Genomic DNA, 23,542 nt, shown 5'->3' on the forward strand with positions numbered 1-23,542 from the left:
TTTTCTTGATATATAAATAGTTTTTAATTGACTGCACGCCAGTTAATCGATTGTACTTTGATGAGATCCGTCCAAGTGCTGTTGTCCTGCAACTGCAATTCAACGATATTTGGATTATTGCCCACTTTAAATCGACGAAGAATGCCCTTTTGATCCTTATAGCTGGCGATATAGAGACTATTGGTCAAATGGTCGATCTGGGTATCAAACTTGATCATGGTAATCGCATCTGTTCCCAGTTCGGGAAAAGTATAAATCTTTTCAAAACCGGGATTATAATCATAAGCATATAGCCTGCTGCCCACAAAGTAGCATATGATACTGCGATTTGATGAAAAGGCATATCCTTCTGCTTTATCAAAATCCGTAGCAATGGATTTGACGGTATAAGCATCCCGTTTTGCCGGATTCGTTCCATTTGCATAAAACTTGTAGATATGGTAAGTATTATCTTTGTCTTTCATCAAGGCAAATGAATTACCATTATTGGAGCCTCCATCGGTGTTCCGGGTATTTTCGGCATACACCAGTGTACGGCCCGCGGGCTGATTCCAGGGGAATGCTTCGCCATCTTTATCCGCAAGTACCATTGAGGTCGTAGACAATCCGATACCGGTATAATTCAGGAAACGCTGATAACGGGTGTCATACCACATGACATTGTTCATGCCATTGATAGGGTATAGTAAATAGGGCGCAGCGGGAATCAGTTCGTCCGGGGCCGCCGTTACCCTATTCACAGGATTGTTGTAAAAGTCACCGGCCATGAACAGGGGTACGTTTGCAAAAATATCGCCGCGCTGGGTTACCAAGGCACGATAAAGGGTACTACCGATATCACCGGTTGCTGTGCGTATCTGCGGTGCAATAACGACGGGATTTAGCGTTTTGGGATCGATAATATCTGACATAAACACGTAACGTCCCAGATGATTGTCTAAGGTAGCAGTCATGGATGCTCGGTCTAAAAAGTACGACCCTTCACGGGTCATCGCCCATAATCTAACATATGCACTCGAGCCGCCGGTATGTACCATCCCCAATGGTCCTCGAAGACGAGGTAAACCCGATCCGGATAGCATGTGCCTGACATGAATGGTATCGCTCTGCATGGATAGCATTTCTGCCTCAGCATAGCCTTCAGGATCCTCCCCCATGATTAAAAGTCCTCTGGAATAAGGCGATACGACCTTGAGCTTGACATTGCTTGCCCAGGAGACACCGGTCATTTTGTCAAGCACCCGGTAAAAAATAGCATATTCTCCTGGAGCTAAACGAACTGGATAATTGATATCTTTTGCTCTGCTGAGGGTATCAAAAACTTTATTGTCAATTCTGAGAATCCAATTATAAGTATAACGGGTGAGATCATTGCCGTCCATAGAAGCGGTAATGTTAGGGTTTATACTTAAGGTATCAAGTCCCGTCCGTAAAGTATATTCTTCTTTTATATCTTTGATTGTCAATTCGTTTATTTCCTGGTAATCGTAATTACCAAGGTCTTTGCTGCAGGCTCCTAGGATAAATAGGAAGACTGCGCCCATGATTAATTGATAGGTTTTCATTTCAATATAACTTGTTTATTCCTACTGATTTCGCTCTTCTTTTGATTTTATCTTATCCGCCCGGAACCCACGGAACGCCCAGATATGAGGTCCAGGGTACAGTGCCCATCCACATCAACCGGCCATCATCTTCGAGGACAGGTTTGCCTTCATTATAGCGCTTAACCAGAACCTTTGTCGCATCGCTGGCGATAAGCATCATCCTAGCCATTGGCATAGTCTCCGCGGCGCCAAAGTCTTCATATTTGAGTCCTAAATATTCCGCTAAAAACTCCATTTTACGTCTGGAGAAAACGCCAAACAATCCTGACTCCCTATTGCCAGGCTGCAATGAACCGGACCAGACAGCGGGCTGCACCATCACATCATTGATATTTAAAGAATGCAGGGTAGCATCAAATTGTGGCACTACAGTACCTGAATTTAATGAAGGGATAGAATGCCATTCGGGAAAGGAAAGCGCAAAGTCTTTGGTGGCTACAAGTTTTAAGCCCAGGGTTACGGGTTTTTCTTCGAGATCGGCCGTGCGCTTAAGCCGCACATTGACTTGCGCCGAAACAGCACCGGCAGGCAGAATATATTGGTCCTTCAAAGCCTCGTAATGCTGTCCCAAAATCGCGGTAGTGGAGTCTGGATTGACCTCCACCCGATAAATCCGGTCATAAGTTTTGCTAGGACCTGTGATCATGACCTTAACCGGAAAATCAATTTCATCGGTACTCATGCGTACAAAGTCTATATCGGTAAAGGGCTGATAGGGCCATAGATCCGGAAGATACTCATTTGTACCATGACGCATCGCGAAATAGACGCCTTCCTTACCTTCATAGGACATGATTTCTTTTTTGCAGGCCGTAAATAGTACAAACAGCTGAAAAAACATGATATAAAAAGTTGTTCTTTTCATAATTGTATACTAATTAATAACGTTGGGAGGTTTCACTGTCCGGTAGCGGAACAGTGTAATTCGTAAGCACCATGGTCTTCTCCGGACTGATATTGAGTGTGGACGAATTAGGTAAAGCCTGCATGGCATTCCTTTTATAATAAAAAAACTGCTGTCCTTCACCCAACATTTCACGTCTGAATTCTTTGGTGATTTCGGTTTTCAGTGCTGTCTGATCGACGGGTACAAGCGAGACACAGTTGCGCGCGGTGCGCAGGCTATTGAAATAGGCAGTCGCCTTGGCCAGTTCGGGGGAGCATTCTGCCGCAATCAGTAATACCTCGGACAGTCTGATAAGCGGGATCATATAGCGCCCGGGCCCATCGATCACATCAGCATATTTCATATTGGTCGTCGCGGTGGTCGTCCCATTGGAAGCACTTTGCCAAATCCGACGACGGAAATCATTGTTGTCATCATAAATGGCCCTTATGCGTGTATCGTTGACATCGCCGTTGGAAAAAGAAAGTTTGTTATTTGATTGCAGGCTGACATCAAATAATCTATTGTACATCTCCTTTCTGTTAATATTGTATAAGGAGAACATCACTTCGGTCGAAAACATCCGGTCTGGCTTGTCAACACTTACAGCACTTGCAAAGGTGACAAAGGGGAAAGTCATCTTATCAGCCGATTGTACTTCGGTCAAAAGCTCTTCGGCATATTTTAATGCTGCAGTCCGATTGCCCTTCCAAAGGTATGTTCTTGCCAATAATGCTTTTACAGCATAGTAATTGAGCCTATACTGCCGATAATAAAGATCATTCTCCCCTGTCGGGCTACCTTGATTACGCACACCTTCTGTCCGTATCGGATCACTGTCTTGCAACAATAAAAGAGCTGCTTCAAGATCTGCAACAACATGCTCGGTAAATTCTTCGGATCCAAGTAATGGTGAGATGTCATAACTGATTTTGTCGATATAGGGTAATGCTGGCTTGTCCTTATTGTCTTCGGAATAGATCGGCCCAAACAACCGGAGCATATCAAGGTGGATCATCGCCCGCAAGGCCAGTGTCTCGCCTTTGATGATTCCATAATAGGACTGCGGAAGGATCTCACTCGGAGCATTCCCACATTTGTCCAGAATGACGTTGCAATTGGCTATAAGCTCATAGGCTTTTTTCCAAATCTGCTCGAAGCCAGATTTGACACTCGCTTCTGTATATACAAAGTTGTTATATTTGTCAAATACATGTGTGGAACCATTGATGTAATAATATTGTGCCAGGACGTCTATAATTCCCGTGCTCATATGCTGTCCGTAAAGATCCGTACTGGCCATTTCGACGTAGATGCCGTTGATCGCTTTCATAAAGCCGGCCCGGTTGACAAACAGCTGTTCCTCTCCCAGCCTGTCGGCAGGCTTGACATCAATCCATTTACTGCACGAGCTTGCTACAAGGGTGAGACATGAAATCAGGATAATGTACTTTAGTATTTTCATTTTTTAGATCTTTAATTATTAAAACCGAATTCCAGCCGAAAATGAGACTGACCGTGCGAAGGGATAATCTATTCCGCGCTCATTTGTTATAGTCGAAAGATGAAAGATATCATTCATATACGCCCTAAAAGTTACCGAAGAGGCGCGGATGGATCTTAACCAGCCGGCTGTAGTAGTCTCGTAGCCAAGCGAAAATGCTTCACCGACGAGCATATTGTTATCCGCGACAAACCGCGATGAAATGGGTGTCTGGTCTGTATTGGAAATCGCTTTGAATTTTGCCTCATCTCCCGGTTGCTTCCAGCGGTCGTACAATGCCCGTTTATCCTGATTAAGTGCGACATCCCTTGCCGAAATATTTTCTACCTTTTCAAAAAGTGTCTGCATAAATGATTGCCCCCCCCATCTGTAGCGCAAGTTAACCGAAGCCGAAAACCCCTTATAGTAGAAGCTGGTACCTAATATTCCTTCGAGGTCGGGATCACTATTTCCCACAACAACTTCATCTCTATAATCGTGTACGAAAGTCTGTTGGTCATTTTTATTCAGGAAGATCTCCCGTCCGGTCGCGGGATCGATGCCCAGAGAACGCACGGCCCAAAGGTCGGATGGGCTGCCTCCGTCATAATAGCGGATGAGATTACGGCTTTTATTGGCCTCGTTAAAATTGCTCAGCTGATTTCCAATATTTTGATATTCTGCTTTTAGCTGTCGCATATTTAGATTGACACGCCAGTTGAATTGCTCTCTTCGAAGCAAAGTATAATCACCAGCTATCGTAAAACCATGGGTAACCTGTGCGCCCATATTTTTAGCCACGGTATTTACACCTGTAGAGGTGGGTAATGACACAAGCACCAATAAGGGATCTGTACTCTTTACGAAGTAATCGAAATTGACACGAAGCCGGTTTTTAAATGTTGTAAAATCCAGACCTAAATTGCGGTCCAAAGTTGTCTGCCAACGGAGTCCGCTATTGCCCATATTGCTGATAATTGTACTCGCCCCAAAAGGATTACGGTTGTCATTATTATAACGGTAAACACGCATTGAAATATAATCGTCGAAATTCTGATTGCCGGGATTACCTATTGTAGCTCTCAAACGCAATTGATCAATCCAATGAAACTGTTTGAAAAAGCTTTCGTTATGTGCATTCCAGGCTAAACCCAAAGACCATATTGTCGAAAACTGACGTTCGGATCCAAATACCGAAGAACCGTCAGATCTTATGGTCGCATCCAACAAGTAGCGTTTGTCGTAAGAATAGCCCATATTCATAAAGAAGCTGGCGCCACGCCGCTTGGATTGCATGTAGTCTGCACGCTGTCCTTCGGGATAGCCTAAAGCGAAATTTGGGTTTGAGAACTCATCATCAATAAACCCTCGGACCTGATAACTACTACGTTTGGTAGTGGCCTGCTCCATACGTGCTCCCAGCACCGCATTGAGCATATGTCTGTCTGCGAAGAGCTTCCCATAGGTGAGACTAAAATCACCGTCATAATTCACATTCTTACCATTGTTTTCCTGATAGGATCCTTTTTGTAACTGGTCTGTACCCACAAACTCCACATTAAAGGGCGAGCGGAATATTTCATCGTGTAAATTTAAACTGCGCAGGCCAAAACGCCCCCTTGCCCGCAACTCTGGCAGCATGCGCCACTCGATCTCAAAATTATTGGTAAAGCCCTCAGACCCCTGTGTATTTATATTCAAATTGTTGAGATCGTAAAAAGGGCTATAAATTGGATCATAACCGGAGCGGGTCGCACTAAAGTCTTCCAATACCATTTTGATATTTCCATTTTCATCGTATTTGCGGTGATATGGATTGGCCCTCGAAAATGTGGAAAAAGGAGAAACTTCTTTATTCGCTACTACATGGTCAATACTCAATGAATTGGTAAATGATAAATCTCCTTTTCGGTACAAGAGACGAATATTGCCGTTAGTTGCCTTTCGGTCTGAAGCTTTCATGACGCCATTGGTAATCCCATGGTTAACAGAAACGCTATACCGTAAGCTTTGGTCGCCACCTTCTGCAAAAAGTGTATGCCGCTGGTTGATCGCAGTGCGCAAGGGTTCGTTTGCCCAATAGGTATTGACACCGCGACGCACTTCTTTTAAGCGCTCTAAATAATTTGCTTCACTGACGGGATTAGCCCCTAATATAATCTGCCCTTTGTCATCGAGCATACCATAGAAGCCAGACAATAACTCAAATTGTAATTTTTCTTCAGCATTCATGAGGTTATAGTCGGTGAGGTCTGCAAAGCTAATGCTACCATTGAGCGTATAGTTGATCCGTAGCTGTCCGGGTTTAGGGCGTTTTGTTTCAACCACCACCACCCCATTGGCGGCTTTAGAGCCGTAAATGGCCGACGCGGCGGCATCCTTGAGTAAAGTGATGCTTTCGACACGGTCCATACTCAGATCTGCTATCACGGCCAAGGTACTCTCGAAACCGTCTAAAATAAAAAGTGGCTGATTGGGGTTGGAACTGTATTCGTCAGTGAGGCCAATCACACTGCTTTTGCCCCTAATCTCGATATCGGGTAAGCGATTCGGATCGGATCCAAACTGGTTATTATCCACAATGGCAAAAGAGGGATCCAAGGTCTTTAGACTCTGTAAAACATTCTGATTGCCGACCATCTTCAGTTCTTTGGCTGTATAAGTGGATGAAGAGCCCGTAAAACTTTCTTTGTCACGCTGGTAAATTCCTGTAACAACGACATCTTTGATTTCTGTAGCAGCGGCGGGCTCAAGTTTTACTTCAATAAACTTTTGACCGCTGTAAGCAACTTCTTTAGGTTTCATACCTATGTGACGAAACAGTATGACAAATTCTTCGTGTTGCATGCCTGTAGCAAGCAACTGAAATTGCCCTTTTGCATCGGTGGTAGTTACCCTATTTGTTCCTTTTATCTGTACGGTAACACTCTCAATGCGCTCACCTGACTCGGCATGGATGACTTTTCCGGTAATGTGTTGCTGTTGAGTAGAAATTGTACCGGACTGGATTTTCGAACTGTTTTTTTCTGAATTATAAAAAGAAATCGTCCGATCTTCTACCTGATACGTTAAAGGCTGATTGCGCGTCACTAGGCTGAGAAACTGATCCAGTTCCATATTTTTGACGTCTATCGTAAGAGGCACAGTACTGCTTAGGGTATGCTTGGTACTGAAAATACTGTAGCCCGTTTGCTGGCGAATGGCTTGAATCACTGCCTCCAGGGAAACATTACGGCCTTTGAATGTAATTTGTTGTGAATAACTTTTAGCACTCACAGCGCATATTCCAGTCAATAGTAAGAATAGTGTAATTCTCATCACTTTTAATAAGTAATTTTTATTCATTAAATTTACGTGGGTTTGGTTAGTGCAAAATCTGCTAATTGTTTAGTTTGGCTTTGTTGCAACCGATAATCAAAGGAAAGGATGGCCGTCCTTTCCTTCTTTTATACGGCACTCTTCATGGTCATTAGGTCTGTTTCATCATGATCGTTGTTTAGGTAAATAGTTTGTTTTTTAATAAATAATAAGCTCTCGCTTGCGGATATCCAGTTGATAACGAACATTTGCGGCATCCAGCAACCGGAGTACAAGGTTAATTTTTTCATTGCGATAGGCATCCCCCACCAATTCGACGTCTGGTATCTTGCCATTATATTTAATCGTTAAATCATACCAACGACCTATTTCAGCCATTGTCTCGTCAAAGGATTTGCCGTCGAAATTAAATTTGCCATCCTTCCAGGCAATTTCCATCTGCGCATCCACAGTTTTTATTTTTGTCAGATTACCTCGGGTGCTAGCCTGTTGCCCCGGATTCAGAATAATTTTTTGGTCAGTTGCATGGATATTGACTTTGCCTTCCAACAAGGTTGTTTTCACAAATGACTGCGTGGAGTATCCGTTTACATTGAATTGTGTACCGAGGACCTCCACGGTCTGCTGTTCCGTCTTTACGAAAAAAGGAATACGCTTTCCTTTAGTGCTGAACTGTCCTTTTACCATAAAAAATGCTTCTCCATCTAGCTCCACTTCTCTCTCAGTAGATGCGAACTTTGCGGAATAACGTAATCGTGATTCGGAATTTAACCAGACCTGTGTACCGTCTGATAAGGTTATGTGATAAATCCCACCCTTGGGAACATACAATTGTAAATCGCTCATCTTATCCAGATCGACATTACTAGCTAAGCTTCTTCCGTCTGCATAATGAATCGCACCATCCACAACAATCCCATCTTGCGCAGTATCTAGCATGAGCTTTCGCCCGTCTTCTAAGAGGAGAACTGCCCGAGGCCCACCGGGCAAAATAGCATCTGAGGAGGACTGCACTGCAAAATCCGGAGATTTAACTTGCTTATTCCTGTTAATTCCAAACCATGCCAATGATGAAAGTATCAATAACACGGCTACAGAAGCCGCCCAAAATTTCGGCTGCATCCAATATACATTGTTTTTATCTACTGGCTGGGCGATCCTGATCTTGGCGAGCAGACCATTGAGCATACGCTCACGGATCTGTTCCTTTTGCAAAGGCTCATCAGTAACAATGGTCACTTCCTCGTCCAAATGACTGTTGTACCATTTCGTAAGCTCGGCCAATTCCTGTGGAGAAATTATACCAGTCTGAAATTTGACTATTAAATCTTCTATATATCTAAGATCGTTATGCATGAATTAAAAATTGGTAGTAAGGGTGTTTCCTATCTAAATAGACAGTAAAAAAGACGGATAGGGTGAGTCTGCCCAACAATTTTTTTTATTAGCGAAAGTAAATTGAGAAAAAAACAATGATCGTAAGAAATTCGGTATTGTTTCCTAGATCTTTTTTCGCTTTTTTAAGATGTGATTTGACCGTATTTTCTGACAAATTAAGCTTATCAGCAATCTCTTTTGTTGTGAGACCTTCATTTTTGTTCATAACAAAAACAAGCTGACACTGTGGAGGCAGGTTTTTGATGGCATTATCAATCTGTTGTTGGAGTTCCTGAATGATAAGTTTCCGCTCTGGCGAAATCGAATCGATGACATTCTCTTGTAGATTGTATCCTGCTAGTTTTTGGCGTTTCTGCTTATTCTGATAGATGATGTTGAAGGTCTGGTTGCGGACTGCCCGTGCTAGGTAACTGGATAGTTTTTCATTTTGCAAACTGAAAGTTGAGCGAAGTTTCCAAAGTTTACAAAGCACATCCTGCACACATTCTTCAGCTTCCTCCAAATTGCCCAAGCGATTAAATGCAACAGCCAACATCTTATCCCAGTACCGGTTATAAATTTCTATTAACACGCGCTCATCATCGGTATTGAAGAGAGTCAAGAGATCATAGTCGCTATATTTTTTATAATTAAGCATTTAGGCAGAATGTAAAACAAAGCTAAAAAAATATCTTCTTATTCAAGAATAAAAGCGATAACAATGTATTAGGAGTGTGTCTTTCTTCACAACTGGATACCTTCAAATATGTAAAGAACAAGCATCTGTTTATTTGGGACAGGCGCTCATGTGAAATAGTTTCGATCTGATCTGACAGTTAAAGGATAAACAATTAAGTTTGCAATACTAATAAACAACAAGGGTTTTGGCCGAAACCAAAACCCCAGGAAACATTTCTTCCTTCGCCAGAATTACCTGGATCAGGTTCTATGGGTATATTCTCAGATTTTTTCAAACCACCCCAAGATGTTTCCAATATAAGGACAAAAGCCAATCACATTTAGTTTTACAAAGATTTGTTAATTTGTGAAAAATAGATAGGCTGAACGAATTCATTTGGGCACGGACCGCCTTGCAAAAAATTAACAAAGTGCGGCAAAGATTGCAAGGTAATTCAGCATTGCGATTCCAGTCTTGAATCGCAATGCTCCATAATTATAATTAACTTCCCTATCTGTTTCTAAAACCTGGGGACTAAATGAAAAATGAACACATTGGATTGCTTGTCAGGACTGTTATTTATTTGGATTTGTCATAGAATGATTGTAACTCATCTTTTGATTCCGTGAATTTAAAATATTTTGGCTCGTGCAAAATAGAATTGAAATAAATTTCTTGCATCCTTTTCTTGTCCTGTAATTCGGCAGATGCACTGAATTGTGCAATCAATGTGCTGTAAAGCCCACCAATGTGCCATTCATTGTATCCTACTGTTTTATCGTATCCAATCCAATCAAAATCTGCATAGTCAAAGTTTTTAAAGTAGAAGTATTCCTTGCCATTAAACTTTGGAAGCTTGTCGCAAAACTCAAGTATCTTTTTATTGTTCTTCATCATCTGTAGAACTTTGAAGCGTGGTCCAACCAAAGCGTCCATCATATTTAAAAAGAAGATTGCCTTTTCAGTTTCGTCCTTAAATCCTAAACTGTCCATATTGAAATTGTACTTGCTCAAATCAGCTTCGTTAAACAATGAAGTTATACCTCCATGGATACGATAGTAATAGTTATCGAGCAACCATCGACTATCAATCTGCTTGGAAAGTACTTCATTTGCTACAGCTACAACTGGCCTGGCCTTGACTTTTTCGTTTGTCCTATTGTAATGGATTTCGCGGATAACATACCATAATACCAACTCTTCATCATTTGGTCTTGCTAGAAAGTGCGTTTCTAAAATTGTATGGTCACCTTTGCCAACCGCAATTAAAGCATCAACAATATGATTCAGCTTAGGTGTCCGTAATGAGTCAATTGATTTGGCAAATTTAGCCCCTCTTGCATCTGTATTATAGGAATAGAGTTCAGCAATAGCTATTAAATTATTGAGGTCTTTCTGATCAAGCTTTATTTGGGCTTTAGTAAAAGTCGTTGCTGCCAAAAGGATAAGACTTAAAAAGTATTTCATTATTATTCGTCTATGTTTTTACGTATTTGTTCTATCTGTTTCAAATTAGTTTCGTAAAAACCTTACAGTTTCAACGCCAACGGTCCATTCTTCGTCACTAGGCCGGACCAACCGGGGAAGGATCCCTCTTTTAGCTTTGCAATCAATCTGGACGCTAAAAATATATTAGCCACTATTTCTTCGCCAAAATCCCAAGTAACTTCAATAGGCGTCCACGCGTTGAATGGTTCAAGATTCTCCTTGACAAATTCAGCAGGATTTAAAAATGGTAGATTTTCCTTGTTATTCCATTCAGGTTCGTTTGGAGTCGGAGCGCTATTATACAGCCATATATCTCCAACTATTTTTTTCTCTTTCCATAAATATGCGTAGCAGACCTTATCGTCATCTTCGATATAAATCGCGAACTCCGGGCTATCATTTTTTGAGACATATTTCGTTAAACTTCCCATTGGATGATTTAAAACAACGAAGTCTGCACGGTATCACTTCCTAAGGGTAGCAATCCTTCCCAGTCGAAAGCTTCATGGCGGTCATTGTAGTAATCCAATTGACGACAGTCGTCCCGCAATTGCGGAAAGGTCTTTTTGATAATCTCAATATCGGAGTGGAGGTTAATATCCCTGTACATCATGGAATCCTTTCTTGTTTGGCTTTGATACGAATATACGCAATTTGCACCGTAAATAGTCATTGCCCAAGGCAAGAAAATTGTGCTTTTCAGTTCGGACTAGATCGGGGCTACCGAAGGATGTCTATAGCAAATACTTTCTTTTGGGTCTGTCCATCGGTAATGGTCGCTACTACCCGACCATATTCTAAGGAGAATAGGATATCGATAGGATTTTTACACTGAAACCTGGTTTTGGTACGTAGGTAATTGACAATATTTTTCTCATAGAGCTTAAGCATGCGCTTGTCCCAGTTCTCTTCCTTGATACGGTTAAGAAAAATACGATAGCCAGATCCTGTTGCTAGCAGGCTTTCGATCTTATCTGCATCTTGCGGCAGCTGCAGGGCTCTTCCTTCCTTTGCCCCCAGTTGATGGGCATGCTGATTGGCTGCTTCCTGATCATCATAAGGCGTGAGTAGAAAGCCTGCCTTCTCCTTGACATCGGGCCACTCAAAGCGCTGCAACACAAAGTCGGCATAGCCGGACTCGACGAGCTCGCGAAACGAACTTTTGGTGACTTGTTCAAAGGGATTGTACAGCATAAGGCTAAAATAGGGTTTATATTATAAAAAAGGCCGGAATGATTCTTATAACAATGGTTGAATCGCTTTCTATAAATACACTTTCTGACAAATAGCGCTCTTCAACGTTGGCTAGTACATAATCAATATCAAAAATATTAGGACGGGCTGTAGATCGCTGCCCACAATACAAACTCCTAATCCAGGTATCAACGTCCTCACTCCACATGGAAGAGACGGTAAATAGAAAACCTATTCCCCAGCGTATAAAAAAGGAAAAGGCCGCTTAGACAATATCCAAGTGGCCTTAAAATCTTATATTGTAATCCGTTTTATTTTCTTTTAGCCTTCTCTGCCTCGATCTGCTTTACAAACTCTACAGTGACGTCTGCTAATTCGGCAATTTCCGAAATCGAAAACTTATTCAGAGACAAAAGGTTTTTTATTACATCTGATTTCCCTTTAGCTTCTCCCTCTGCTTTTCCTTCCTCTCTTCCCTCCGCTTTTCCTTCAGCTTTTCCTTCAGCCATTGCTTTCTCGCGCGCTCGTCTCAATAGCTCTTCCTGACTACTTCGGATGCTCTCCGCATCCCATTTATTTCTTAAACTTACGTTGTACATCTCTCGTTCCTCCGGTTTTAGTTTGCTATACTCTGCTAACTGAAATAACTTTTCAAAAATAGGCTTACGCAAATAGGTGGAAAGTCCATTTAGCGAAGACATATTTTTGAGTACGTAAAGCCAACGATCTAAATCATTAACTAACCCTGCCTCAGCTTTAACAAAGTTAACCAATTCTATATATATAAAGCCTAGATCCTCATAAAATATTTTACCATGATCTCGATAACATAAACAAATATCGTGCAAAAAACACTTCTCTGCGCCCGCATCAGGCATTGCAAATCCATCCATCAACACAATAATATAGACTTCACTAATTTCATAATTCCAAGCCCTTCGGTTGCCTTTGGGTGCCTGATCCGCAATTAATTTACTACTGTAGTAGAGCATGCGCTTTTTCAAATTAACCTGTGACGTGCGCTGCACTTCAATAATAAACCGTTCCCCATTGTCTGCCGTACAGGTCAGATCAAAAATAACTGTACCGATATCCTCTGTATCCCCAACATGTTCATTTTTGTTATAATACAGGTCAGCAATAACCTTGCGACCTCTAAAGAGTTCGTTTAAGAAAGCGATGAGAAGATCTTTATTGGTATCTGATCCGAAAACTTTTTTAAAGCCATAATCTGTCGTGATATCGATATATTTAGATTGTTTCAATTCACTCATAATACATTGTTTTTAAATTGGTTAACAATGCAAATATAAGTAAAAAAATACTTCTATACTAATATTTTTAGTATAAAGATATTTAATAGAACAATGTCTCCGAAGCACTGGAATTCTATAAAACCAATTTCCGATTATTGGTGCGTAACAAATCAAAACGAACGGCCTAATAATGATAAACTGCCTTTGTCGTTGAGGAGCCCCATTGATTTAGCCAGGCTGAGGCTGAGCCGGGCAGATTTACGGTTTGCCTTCTTCCAGGTTTGTTGATCGTCCTTTATATCTTTTTCATATGCGGCGATAGCCTGCTTAATAACTGCCAGTTCTTTTTTATAATCTTTTAGCTTTCGATAAAGGATCATTAAGCGATTGTATGCCCCGGCCTGTAATGGGGCTTTGCTTATAACTCGGCTGTAGCTTTTTATGGCATCTTCGGTTTTACCTTCAAGTTCCTGCAATCGTGCCTCTCTTAGTAGCTCATTTTTGGATTTCTTACTAGCAGCCATATTTATTTTTTATCTTTCAATATTATCCAGACGGGCGCATGATCGCTGGCTTTTTCCCAGCCCCGCACCTGTCGGTCGATCCCGCCTTCCAATAGCAATGGAGCAACGATTGGGCTTAAAAGAATATGATCCAGCCGGAGCCCGGCATTTCGACCATGCATTCCTTAGGTATACTCAGAATAGTCCGAAAAAGCTTCCCCCCTTTTAATTCGAGGGAAGCGGTTCGAATAGGTACAGATCGATTTTATTGTAGCATTACATTTTTGATAATGACTTATTGTAAGCGTACTTCAATATGCTTAGCGAATGCGGATTTGATTCAATTTTTCAACATTCTTATCCGTCCTCGGCACTAATGTCACCATATACAGATCTTCTAGGTCACCGATAAACTTAACAGGAGAAACGGAAATTAGCATAATATTGCTTGCATCGACAAGAACTTCATTCGGGTTGTTCTGCACAAGGTTATCTTCAATCCGAAATATTACGTGTTCAGATTTAACGTTTGTATATTTTTTTATAATATCTGACAAACTCATTAAAACAGGTTTGTATTCAGGTGTCAATTCAATTACCACTGCTCCTCTTTCTTTGTTAATATCTACTGACTTAACTCCTTCAGATTTTAAGGACAGCATGCCATCGCCTAAGTAATTTTTTCCTTGCATCTCTAGCTTAGGCGAAGGTCTTTCATTAAGATCTTTGTAAACAACTCTTGGTAAAGTATCAGTTTTACTATATAAAGGTTTCAATTGCTGTCCATACGTTAAACTTAAGCCGAAAACCGACAAAAGAAAGAATAAAAGTGTTTTTTTCATTTTTAATTATTTATAGTTATTATATAGATCACTGACTATGAGGTTATTTATTAAGCATTTATGAAAATAACAGTTATACATTGATCTTAGTCAATTACCAAATTAGTTTATACGACTTATCATGAGCTTCGGAGCCCTCTTGTTGTCATCAAATCTTATGATAAAGTCATTTGAATCCCCTATTAAGTTGTATAATATGCACAAAATTTCCGGAAACTGAATCATTTTCCCATAACGGATTTATAGCTATTTTTTAATTAGCCAAGTCTCTATATATCACCTCCTGATTTTCAACAACTTTTCTCCGAGAGCTAATTCGCCTTGAAGTGTAAGTCTATCATGCGCAGGCCTTAGTTACTTGCAATCCTGCGATTTCAGTAGCGGATAAATTGCGCATCGCATCCACCGTTTCCTTAATTAAAAATTGATTTGCCATATTCTTGTGTTTTTATGTGTATAACAAAAGTATGGCTGCTACGGACGCTAGCGGAGGAAAACAAGGTGTATGTAAGCAGTATTGGAGAGATACCGAAAAGTAAGAATTGTCTCTAAATTTTGGTTATTACACATTTTAATAACTATTGCGTTATTCGTTACTTAGTAGAATAGTGATTGCAGGAACAAGTCACATTGATGGATTTTTTTTAACGAATTAGGCGATCCTCGGCGAATTGTAAATGGTCTACTCTGCAAAAAATAATATTTTTACATTTGAACAATTGCCAATACATCTTAAATCAAAGTGCTTGTATAGATGAAAGTTTGTTCATTTTTAATGGCGTTGGCAGAAATGTGAAAATTTAAATTCGTGCAATCTTTATATTAGTTGAAGGCTTCGGCTTCGGTTTGCCTGCCATCGCAAAGCCCGAAACGTTAGCTGTCAGCATAAAACCAATAAACAGACCTTAGATTACAGCTTGTGATAACAACCAAAAATGACAATGAAACAAGAACTTGAAGAATCTATTAACTTTTGCATTGAAGCTTTAAATAATAAAAATAAAGGGAGTCAAGAAGTAAACGGAAATGACAAATTTGTATTAGAAACTCTAAATAAGACCTTAGAGCTATCTTATGAAGGTAGAAATTTAGGTATTGGGGATTATGGTTTTGAAGACTACAGAAACACTTTTGTAGATATGTCAAAACGCTTTGGAGATGTAGGCATTACCAATTCTCTATCTTGGAAAAATGCACTTTTGACATTATTTGATTTTGCAAACTACGACGAAAATACAATGCTTGAATTTGCAAAAAAAATTGTGAATGACAACATAATGTTCAACCACATTCTAAAACACATTATTACCAATTGTGTAGTTTTAGGAGATATAAAAAAGGCAGAGGAATTTATCCCAAACTTCAAACCAACAATTATCTTCAAAGAACAAGATAATTTGGATACAGGCTATTTAATTATCCTCAAACATTATGCAATGAAGGGCGATGATAAAAGTTTCTTCAAATATTTCAAGCAAAGTAAACCCGTTGTCAATAAATATGAAGTGAATGAAGCTAAAGGTTTATTAGTAAAAAATTACGCTAAAAATAATGAGATAGAACAAATTATTGCATTGTGCCAACACAAAAATTTGGGTTCTAAATTCTATTTTAATGCTTTAATGGCTTTTATGGAACAAGGTAAATATCAAGAATTAAAACAAATTTTTGAAAAATATCCTGAACTCAAGCAACCTGAACTGGAAACTGAATTAATGGTTTTAACAGGAGCTTATCTGAAAGCCAAAAAGCTTGGCTTAAAGATTAATGATGATTTTGAAAATTTATTTGAAAGAGCTTTAAAGGTAGACAGAAAACTGAAATGGGGCGATGCTAAACTGCAAGATAGCATCTTTCTTGATTTAGGACTTGCAAACGAGGGAAATAGTGAACGTATGAGCCGATGCCGAAAGGCGATTAAAACAAATTCGCTAAAAAAGGAATTAATAATAAAGTAAAGCTGTCGCATGGGAAAGCATATAGCGTGCTTAAATGCAAAATTCAAGTACAGCTTTTCGACTATAAATCTGAATTTATTCTTGAATATCGAAACAACGTTAGACAAAGTGAAAAATAATATCAATATAGGTATGGAGGTTAATATCCCGGCGCATAATGGTATCCTTTGTTTGTTTGGCTGTGATACGAATATAAGCAATTTGAGCTGAAATCGGTATAATCGGACGCCACGAATCATTGCTTTTTTTAGATTGCTAGTCCCTTGCACGAGGAGTATTTATACAAGATCAAAGCGGATAGAATTTCTGCTTTGATCTTTAATGCAAATATTGTTTTGGAGACAGGCGATCTCCCACTTTCTATCTGTATGTAACTCAATGGCTATTTATCCTTAAAATTTTCATTAAAAAAAGAGTCAACTAGGTGTTGATCCTGAGGGAAATTAAACACTTCTTTAATTTTTCCTTCTTCAAATTTCCATAATAAACAAGATAAATTATTTAAGTTGTCTACATTTTCTAGTTCACTCCAATTTCTGTGACAGTCTACCACATAATCATCACTTACCCCTAATACTACACCTTCGGCTCTAAAGTTATAAACTTACCTAATTGATTGAGGTATTCTACGATCTCTCCAACCCCAGTTTTAATTCCACTTAAAGGGTGTCTGCCCGGAATATGCCATTTTACATCAGCATGGAATATTTCTGCAATTCATCGATTGAATTACTCGAATATGCATTGAAAAATTTGTTTACTAAAACTAAGTTTGGATGTTCATTCATGATTTTTAAAATATAATTGTAATTAGTGCTCCCAACTAAACCAAATTCCGGAGGTCGTTATCTTCAATAAAACGTTTCTGATCTGCCAAAACAAGAAATCGGTTATAGATATTTTCAAAATGTTCAGCCGGGAAATCTATTTCCATACTTTTTAACCGGTCTTTTAATGCTGCTCGTCCACTCCGTGCGGATAAAAACAATTCTGGCAACTTCCCCCCTATGATTTGGGGATCAATAATTTCATAGTTTCTACGGTCTTTCAGCACGCCATCCTGGTGAATGCCGGAGGAATGCGCAAAAGCATTTTTCCCAACAATGGCCTTATTGGCCTGTACAGGATTTGACATTGCCCGTTCGATCATACTACTTAGTTCGACAATATATTTTGGATCAATTCCGGTCGCAATCCCTAGATTTTCTTTTACAATGAGTGTCAAAATAATTTCTTCTAGGGCAGCATTTCCAGCACGTTCGCCCACACCATTAATCGTTCCTTCCACCTGCAGTGCACCCGCCATTAGCCCAGCAATACTATTGGCTGTAGCCATACCTAAATCATTATGACAGTGGACAGAAAGAATGGCGTTCTCTTTTTCCCTTCTATGTTGGTTCACATAGGCGATCTTTTCATAGTACTCAAAGGGTGTACAAAAACCATTGGTATCAGGAAGGTTTACAATTTTCGCACCCGCTTCAACAACCGTATCGGTCATTTGAACCAAAAAATCATTGTCTGCGCGGCCAGCATCTTCGGCAAAAAATTGTACTTCATCACATTTATCCGACGCATAAGCCACCATTTCATAAGCTTTCGCCAAGATGACCTCACGAGTGGTATTAAACTTATGTTGAATATGAATGTCCGATGTTCCGATTCCGAGCTGAATCCGTGCCACCTTGGCCTTAGCCAAGGCCAAAGTGGCCTGTTCGATATCTTTCCTATTGGCCCTGGCCAATGCACAGACTGTTGCTTTTTTCACCAGTCTACAAACCTCTGTTACTGCCTTAAAATCTCCTGGCGAACTTATTGGAAACCCTGCCTCTATCACATCTACCCCCATTGCATCGAGTTTTTCAGCAATTTCCAATTTATCATTTAGTGTCAATTGGCAGCCCGGTCCCTGTTCTCCATCGCGTAAAGTAGTATCGAAAATCTTAACTTGTTTCATGTTCAACTTATTTTTATAGTTCAAAAGTACCGGAACTACAGAATTTAATATATTTGAAAATAAAACAATTGTTATTCAATAATGCCAAAATCGACCATTCCCTTCGTTCAATGTGCCAAAAACTTTCGCGATGGCACAATTGACTTACGCAACTACGGGCAATTCAATACAGAAATGCATGCTCATGAACAAGTACAGGTACTTAGCCCGACAAATGGTACCCTCTTTATCTATACAGAAAAAGCCAGTTTCTGTGTACCTAGTACTTTCTATGTATATATCCCAGCACATGTCCCGCACAAACTCATTTCCCGTTCGCAGCAACTGTCAATAAAAACCATTTTTTTGGATATGAATAATATGCACGAGGAAGTTAAAGTGTATCCATCAAATGAATTGTTGAATCATTTTTTGACCTTTGGCCAGCAATACTGGAAGCTGAAAGATCACGACATGTTGACAACAGCTACCTTGGAGGCCTTAAAGGCTATGCTCCCCATACTATTGGCAAAACCGATCCTTTTACAAATCACGCCGGCAAAAAGTGAATTGATGATCCGGGTGAGCACGTATATCCTCCAACACCTCGACAATAAATTGTCAATCGCTGAGATTAGCGCTAAATTTTTTCTATCGGAGCGAACACTTTTCAGACAGTTTAAGGAAGAAATGCAGATCACCATATTCCAGTTTATAAAACAGCATCGCCTTCTAAAAGCACTTCAATTATTGGAAAATAAGGATATGCATATCGCTGAAATTGTCTATCAAATTGGGTATGAAAGCGTACCTAACTTTTCCAATCTATTCAAAGAATATTTTGGACTGTCACCTCAGCAATATAGGGCGAGGCTATAATAAATAATCTTAATGGATCATTCTATTGACACGGCGTACGTTATAGTCTCATCCTTACTGCATACAAGGTTTGTATATCCCCTAAAGAAATTGAAATACTTTATAAAGTAATGACAACAGCCCTCCAATTACAAAAAATCCAATATTTCCTTAAGGGGCTATATCTGTCTTGACAAGAGTACTTAAGCTCCCTTGTCAATCGATAAGGGAGCCTTTTTGGCTAGATGTCCACGATAGTGAAATGACATTAAGTTCCAGCTTCTTTATCGGTAAAAATCTGGACTCCTGCTCTCTTTTCAATTAACTGTAGCGGATATAATTCAGGATTATATACACCATTAAGAACTTCATTCAAAGCGTTTTTCTTGGATTTACCAAATGTAACAATCAGAATATTTTCAGCCTTATTGATGATAGGTTCAGTCAAAGTAATTCTGAACATTTCCTGTGGCTTTAGGTAGTAGGCATCCACCCATTTTTCTTTTTCTTGTAAAATCTTTTCACCTGGAAACAGAGAAGCTGTGTGTCCATCATCCCCCATTCCTAAAAGGATGAAATCAAAAATACCGTCAGCGCCCAAAACATTTCTGATTTGAGCTTCGTATTCTTTAGCGTAATTTCCAGGCTCAATTCCGTCTTTATACATGGGGAAAATCTGATTTTCATTGACTGGAACTCTATTCAAAAGTACTTCCAAAGTCATCTTAAAATTACTTTTCTCATCGTCAAGAGAAACCCATCTTTCATCTACCCAAAAAAAATGGATTTTGTCCCAAATTATTTTATCTGCATATTCGGGAGTAGCTAATAAACTAAAGATGGCTTTCGGTGAAGAGCCTCCACTCAACGCAACCACAAATTTATCATGCTTCTGGATTGCTTGTTTCGAAAGCTCAACAAATGTATCAGCGGCTTTTTTATATAAGGCATCCAGATTATCAAATATTGTAATATTCATTTTCTTTTAATTAGATTTTAAACCCACTGATGTCCCTGCCGCTCTACCAGTGCATCACTGTCATCAGGTCCCCAGTTTCCCGAAGCATAATTTGGGAAAGATGGGTCTTTGGTTTTTTCCCAGGTTTCCTGGATCGTTTTTATCACATCCCAAGCTTCTTCTACCTGATCAGAGCGCATAAACAGTGTCAGGTCTCCCACAAGTGCTTCCAATAAAAGAGTTTCATAAGCTTCGGGCGTATCGGTCTGACAGGCAAAATTATCGAAAATCATTTCCACAGGTTTAAGCGCTAAAGACAAGCCTGGCTTTTTAGACATAAACTGCAATCTGATGTCCATTTGTGGCTGGATATTAATAACCAACCGGTTAGCCGACAGAAGCGAGGTGCTTTCTGAAAACGTCGAATGTGGAAGTGGCTTAAACTGAATCGTTATATAAGAATGCTTTTCTTTCATCTTCTTCCCGGTACGAACATAAAAGGGAACATCCTCCCATCTTTCATTATCCAGATAAAACTTAATAGCGACAAATGTTTCCGTATTGGAATCAGGAGCAATTCCCTCTTCCTGGCGATAGCCATTTACTTTTAATCCATTTACTTTGCCTCGCCCGTACTGTCCTCTTACCGCATAATGATCTACTTTTTCGGGAGAAATCCTACGGATGGATTTTAAAACATCAACTTTACGATCCCTGATCTCGCCCGATTCGAGTGAAGCCGGGGGTTCCATAGCAACCATGCAAAGAATTTGCAAAAGATGGTTCTGAATCATATCGCGCAAAGCTCCTGTCTGCTCATAAAAACTGGCTCTTGTTTCCACTCCTACTTCCTCGGCAACCGTAATCTGTACTGATTCTATATGTCTGTGGTTCCAAAGAGGTTCAAAAATTGAATTTCCGAACCTGAACGCCAAAATATTCTGAACTGTTTCTTTACCTAAATAATGATCGATACGATAGATCTGTTCTTCCTGGAAAGTTTGTGAAAGAAGATTATTCAGCTCAATGGCAGATTCTTTATTGTGACCAAAAGGTTTTTCGATAATAATTCGATCTGTTGCAGGATCAGATGCTATTGACGTATTTTTAAGATGGTTTGAAATTACCGATACAAAGTTTGGTGCAATGGACAAATAGAAAAGTCTGTTTCCTCTCATTCCGTACACTTTATCGAAATTCTCCAGTTTCTGATATAAATTCTGATAAGAGCTTTCTTCATCAAGCTGATGCTGAAAATAGCTGATGTGAGCCTGAAAACCAGCCCAATCTTCCTTGATTACAGTCTTCCTAGAAAAAGTCTCCAGATTTTCCTTAATATAAGCGCTGAATTTTTCATCCGTATTTTCGGCTCTTCCTAAAGCTAAAATATTAAAACCTTTTGGCATTCTGCCATCGATATATAAATTGTAAAAGGCAGGAAAAAGCTTTCTTTTTGCCAAATCCCCTGTTGCACCAAAAATAACGATCGTTGTTGGATGCAGGACTGTATTGTCGCTCATTGTTAGGATCTAGTTATTTGGGTTTTGCCATGAAGTATGAAAGACTCCTTCTCTGTCAGTTCTTTGGTAAGTGTGTGCACCAAAATAATCACGCTGAGCCTGAAGCAGGTTTACAGGCAAAGATGCTGTGGTGTAAGCTTCGAAATACCCAAGAGCCGACTGAATTCCTAAGCTTGGAATTCCGTTTGATACAGCAAAAGCAGCTGTTTTTCTTAATGACGAAATTTTATCTTTTACAATTTCTGAAATTTCCTGATCCAATAAAATATTAGATAAGTTCTCATATTTTGAATAAGCCAGATAAAATTTTTCCAATAGAACAGAACGGATGATACATCCACCCCTCCAGATTTTAACAACATCTTTTAATGGAATTTCAAACTGATATTCTTCAGAAGCTTTTACCAATAATGCCAAACCTTGAGCATAACTGATTAAAGTAGATAAATATAAAGCATCCCCCACTTCTTTGATGAACAATTCTGTATCTTCAGGCGTTTTTACTTCTTCTTTAGCATATAATTGAGATGCTTTCACGCGCTCATCTTTGTAAGCGGATAAAATTCTTGATGTTACTGCAATATCGATCGTTGGAATAGACACCCCAACTTCCATCGCCTCCTGGGAGGTCCATTTTCCGGTTCCTTTTGCTCCTGCTTTATCTAAAATCTTGTCGACAAGAAAACCGTCTGTTACATCATCTTTTTGCTGGAAGATATCTCTTGTTATTTCAATAAGGAAGGAATTCATCTCGCCTTCATTCCATCTTTTGAAAACTTCATACAATTGTTCATTGGTAAGATTAGCTCCTTTTCTCAGTAAATCGTATGCTTCACTGATTAACTGCATGATGGCATATTCAATACCATTGTGAACCATTTTAACATAATTGCCTGCAGCTCCTTTCCCCATATAAGCGGTGCAAGGTTCCCCGTTTACTTTTGCCGAAATAACTTCCAGCATAGGCTTCACCAAATTAAAAACTTCCAAGTCTCCACCCGGCATAATACTCGGTCCTCTTCTTGCGCCCTGCTCTCCTCCAGAAACTCCCATTCCCATAAAATGAAGGTTTTTAGAAGCTAAATCAGCTCTACGTCTCTCGGTATCTTTGAAATAAGAATTTCCCGCATCAATTACAACATCGTTTGGACTCAAAAGCGGTGTTATGCTTTCAAGAACAGCATCAACCGGTTTGCCTGCAGGAACCATCAAAATAATTTTTCGCGGACTGTCTAAACTTGACACAAATTCCTCTAGAGAAACAGACCCAACAACCTTTGTACCTGAAGCCACTCCTTTACGAAGTTCTATTACCTTTTCTTCATCTAAATCGAATCCTACGGTAGAAAAACCATTATCGGCAATATTGTAAAGCAGATTTCTTCCCATTACACCCAGACCAATGACCCCGTAATTATACTTTTCCATTCTTACTTAAAGTTTATGTTATAAATCAAATTTACTGAAATGCATGCCAGTAAAAAAATTATCTAAAATTTTCTTTCAATCGTTACACTAGTTATCATCAACTGGAAAATGTCATGAATGAATAATTCAATAAGATTATTTATATTCAATGGATGAATATTTAATACGATAAACTCGCTCGTTCGATCGTAATTATTCAATTTGTTACTCTCCCTAAATGAAAACTAGATAATCATCCAATACCTGGTTTT

At 39.6% G+C, this 23,542-nt stretch carries 20 protein-coding genes and 1 riboswitch; of the genes, 2 read left to right on the forward strand and 18 right to left on the reverse strand.

Annotated elements, in window-relative coordinates:
- Positions 1–23: 23 nt before the first annotated feature.
- The 14 genes from G6053_RS18835 to G6053_RS18900 form a co-directional block, all read right to left on the reverse strand.
- A complete protein-coding gene (locus G6053_RS18835) occupies positions 24–1,565 on the reverse strand; it encodes a PKD-like family lipoprotein (protein ID WP_165307868.1) in 1,542 nt (513 codons plus the stop codon).
- 52 nt (positions 1,566–1,617) lie between these two features.
- Positions 1,618–2,472 (reverse strand): DUF4843 domain-containing protein, encoded by an 855-nt coding sequence (locus G6053_RS18840; protein WP_165307869.1) that lies wholly within the window; start codon positions 2,470–2,472, stop codon positions 1,618–1,620.
- 13 nt (positions 2,473–2,485) lie between these two features.
- Entirely contained in the window at positions 2,486–3,958 is a 1,473-nt protein-coding gene (locus tag G6053_RS18845; protein WP_165307870.1) for a RagB/SusD family nutrient uptake outer membrane protein, read from the reverse strand.
- Between the two features lie 18 nt (positions 3,959–3,976).
- Positions 3,977–7,294, reverse strand: a complete 3,318-nt coding sequence (locus G6053_RS18850; protein WP_165307871.1) for a SusC/RagA family TonB-linked outer membrane protein — start codon at positions 7,292–7,294, stop codon at positions 3,977–3,979.
- A gap of 198 nt (positions 7,295–7,492) precedes the next feature.
- The gene (locus G6053_RS18855; RefSeq protein ID WP_165307872.1) at positions 7,493–8,650 is read right to left on the reverse strand and encodes a FecR family protein; all 1,158 of its coding nucleotides are present in this window, start codon (positions 8,648–8,650) and stop codon (positions 7,493–7,495) included.
- Between the two features lie 88 nt (positions 8,651–8,738).
- On the reverse strand, positions 8,739–9,329 hold the full coding sequence (locus G6053_RS18860) for an RNA polymerase sigma-70 factor (RefSeq protein WP_165307873.1): 591 nt from the start codon (positions 9,327–9,329) through the stop codon (positions 8,739–8,741).
- Positions 9,330–9,569: 240 nt separating this feature from the next.
- A riboswitch (TPP riboswitch) is annotated at positions 9,570–9,664 on the reverse strand.
- A gap of 265 nt (positions 9,665–9,929) precedes the next feature.
- Positions 9,930–10,817 carry a hypothetical protein gene (locus tag G6053_RS18865; protein ID WP_165307875.1) on the reverse strand — a complete coding sequence of 296 codons (888 nt, stop codon included), beginning with the start codon at positions 10,815–10,817 and terminating at the stop codon, positions 9,930–9,932.
- Positions 10,818–10,879: 62 nt separating this feature from the next.
- Complete coding sequence (locus G6053_RS18870) at positions 10,880–11,269, reverse strand: hypothetical protein (RefSeq protein ID WP_165307879.1); 390 nt, start codon at positions 11,267–11,269, stop codon at positions 10,880–10,882.
- A gap of 8 nt (positions 11,270–11,277) precedes the next feature.
- On the reverse strand, positions 11,278–11,451 hold the full coding sequence (locus G6053_RS18875) for a hypothetical protein (RefSeq protein WP_165307883.1): 174 nt from the start codon (positions 11,449–11,451) through the stop codon (positions 11,278–11,280).
- 107 nt (positions 11,452–11,558) lie between these two features.
- On the reverse strand, positions 11,559–12,032 hold the full coding sequence (locus G6053_RS18880) for a hypothetical protein (RefSeq protein ID WP_165307886.1): 474 nt from the start codon (positions 12,030–12,032) through the stop codon (positions 11,559–11,561).
- A 311-nt stretch (positions 12,033–12,343) separates the two neighbouring features.
- Complete coding sequence (locus tag G6053_RS18885; RefSeq protein ID WP_165307889.1) at positions 12,344–13,306, reverse strand: Rpn family recombination-promoting nuclease/putative transposase; 963 nt, start codon at positions 13,304–13,306, stop codon at positions 12,344–12,346.
- 152 nt (positions 13,307–13,458) lie between these two features.
- On the reverse strand, positions 13,459–13,812 hold the full coding sequence (locus G6053_RS18890; protein ID WP_165307891.1) for a hypothetical protein: 354 nt from the start codon (positions 13,810–13,812) through the stop codon (positions 13,459–13,461).
- Positions 13,813–13,814: 2 nt separating this feature from the next.
- On the reverse strand, positions 13,815–13,973 hold the full coding sequence (locus G6053_RS18895) for a hypothetical protein (RefSeq protein WP_206531773.1): 159 nt from the start codon (positions 13,971–13,973) through the stop codon (positions 13,815–13,817).
- A 138-nt stretch (positions 13,974–14,111) separates the two neighbouring features.
- Positions 14,112–14,633 (reverse strand): hypothetical protein, encoded by a 522-nt coding sequence (locus tag G6053_RS18900; protein ID WP_165307893.1) that lies wholly within the window; start codon positions 14,631–14,633, stop codon positions 14,112–14,114.
- 941 nt (positions 14,634–15,574) lie between these two features.
- On the opposite strand from G6053_RS18900, the gene G6053_RS18905 reads away from it, so the two are divergent.
- Positions 15,575–16,591, forward strand: a complete 1,017-nt coding sequence (locus G6053_RS18905) for a hypothetical protein (protein WP_165307895.1) — start codon at positions 15,575–15,577, stop codon at positions 16,589–16,591.
- A gap of 823 nt (positions 16,592–17,414) precedes the next feature.
- Here the strand turns inward: G6053_RS18905 and G6053_RS18910 are convergent.
- Positions 17,415–18,548 (reverse strand): 2-isopropylmalate synthase, encoded by a 1,134-nt coding sequence (locus G6053_RS18910; RefSeq protein ID WP_165307899.1) that lies wholly within the window; start codon positions 18,546–18,548, stop codon positions 17,415–17,417.
- Positions 18,549–18,629: 81 nt separating this feature from the next.
- Between G6053_RS18910 and G6053_RS18915 the strand changes: the two genes are divergently transcribed.
- Positions 18,630–19,406 (forward strand): AraC family transcriptional regulator, encoded by a 777-nt coding sequence (locus G6053_RS18915; protein ID WP_165307903.1) that lies wholly within the window; start codon positions 18,630–18,632, stop codon positions 19,404–19,406.
- 247 nt (positions 19,407–19,653) lie between these two features.
- Here G6053_RS18915 and pgl read toward each other — a convergent pair whose 3' ends face one another.
- From pgl to gndA, 3 genes are read right to left on the reverse strand one after another with little or no spacing between them, the layout of a single operon-like run.
- Positions 19,654–20,364: a 6-phosphogluconolactonase gene (pgl, locus tag G6053_RS18920; protein WP_165307906.1), complete on the reverse strand. Its 711-nt coding sequence runs from the start codon at positions 20,362–20,364 to the stop codon at positions 19,654–19,656.
- 17 nt (positions 20,365–20,381) lie between these two features.
- Entirely contained in the window at positions 20,382–21,863 is a 1,482-nt protein-coding gene (gene zwf, locus G6053_RS18925; protein ID WP_165307908.1) for a glucose-6-phosphate dehydrogenase, read from the reverse strand.
- A gap of 9 nt (positions 21,864–21,872) precedes the next feature.
- Complete coding sequence (gene gndA, locus G6053_RS18930) at positions 21,873–23,291, reverse strand: NADP-dependent phosphogluconate dehydrogenase (protein WP_165307909.1); 1,419 nt, start codon at positions 23,289–23,291, stop codon at positions 21,873–21,875.
- Positions 23,292–23,542: the final 251 nt, after the last annotated feature.

The organism is Sphingobacterium sp. DR205 (assembly GCF_011064245.1).
Lineage (GTDB): Bacteria > Bacteroidota > Bacteroidia > Sphingobacteriales > Sphingobacteriaceae > Sphingobacterium > Sphingobacterium athyrii.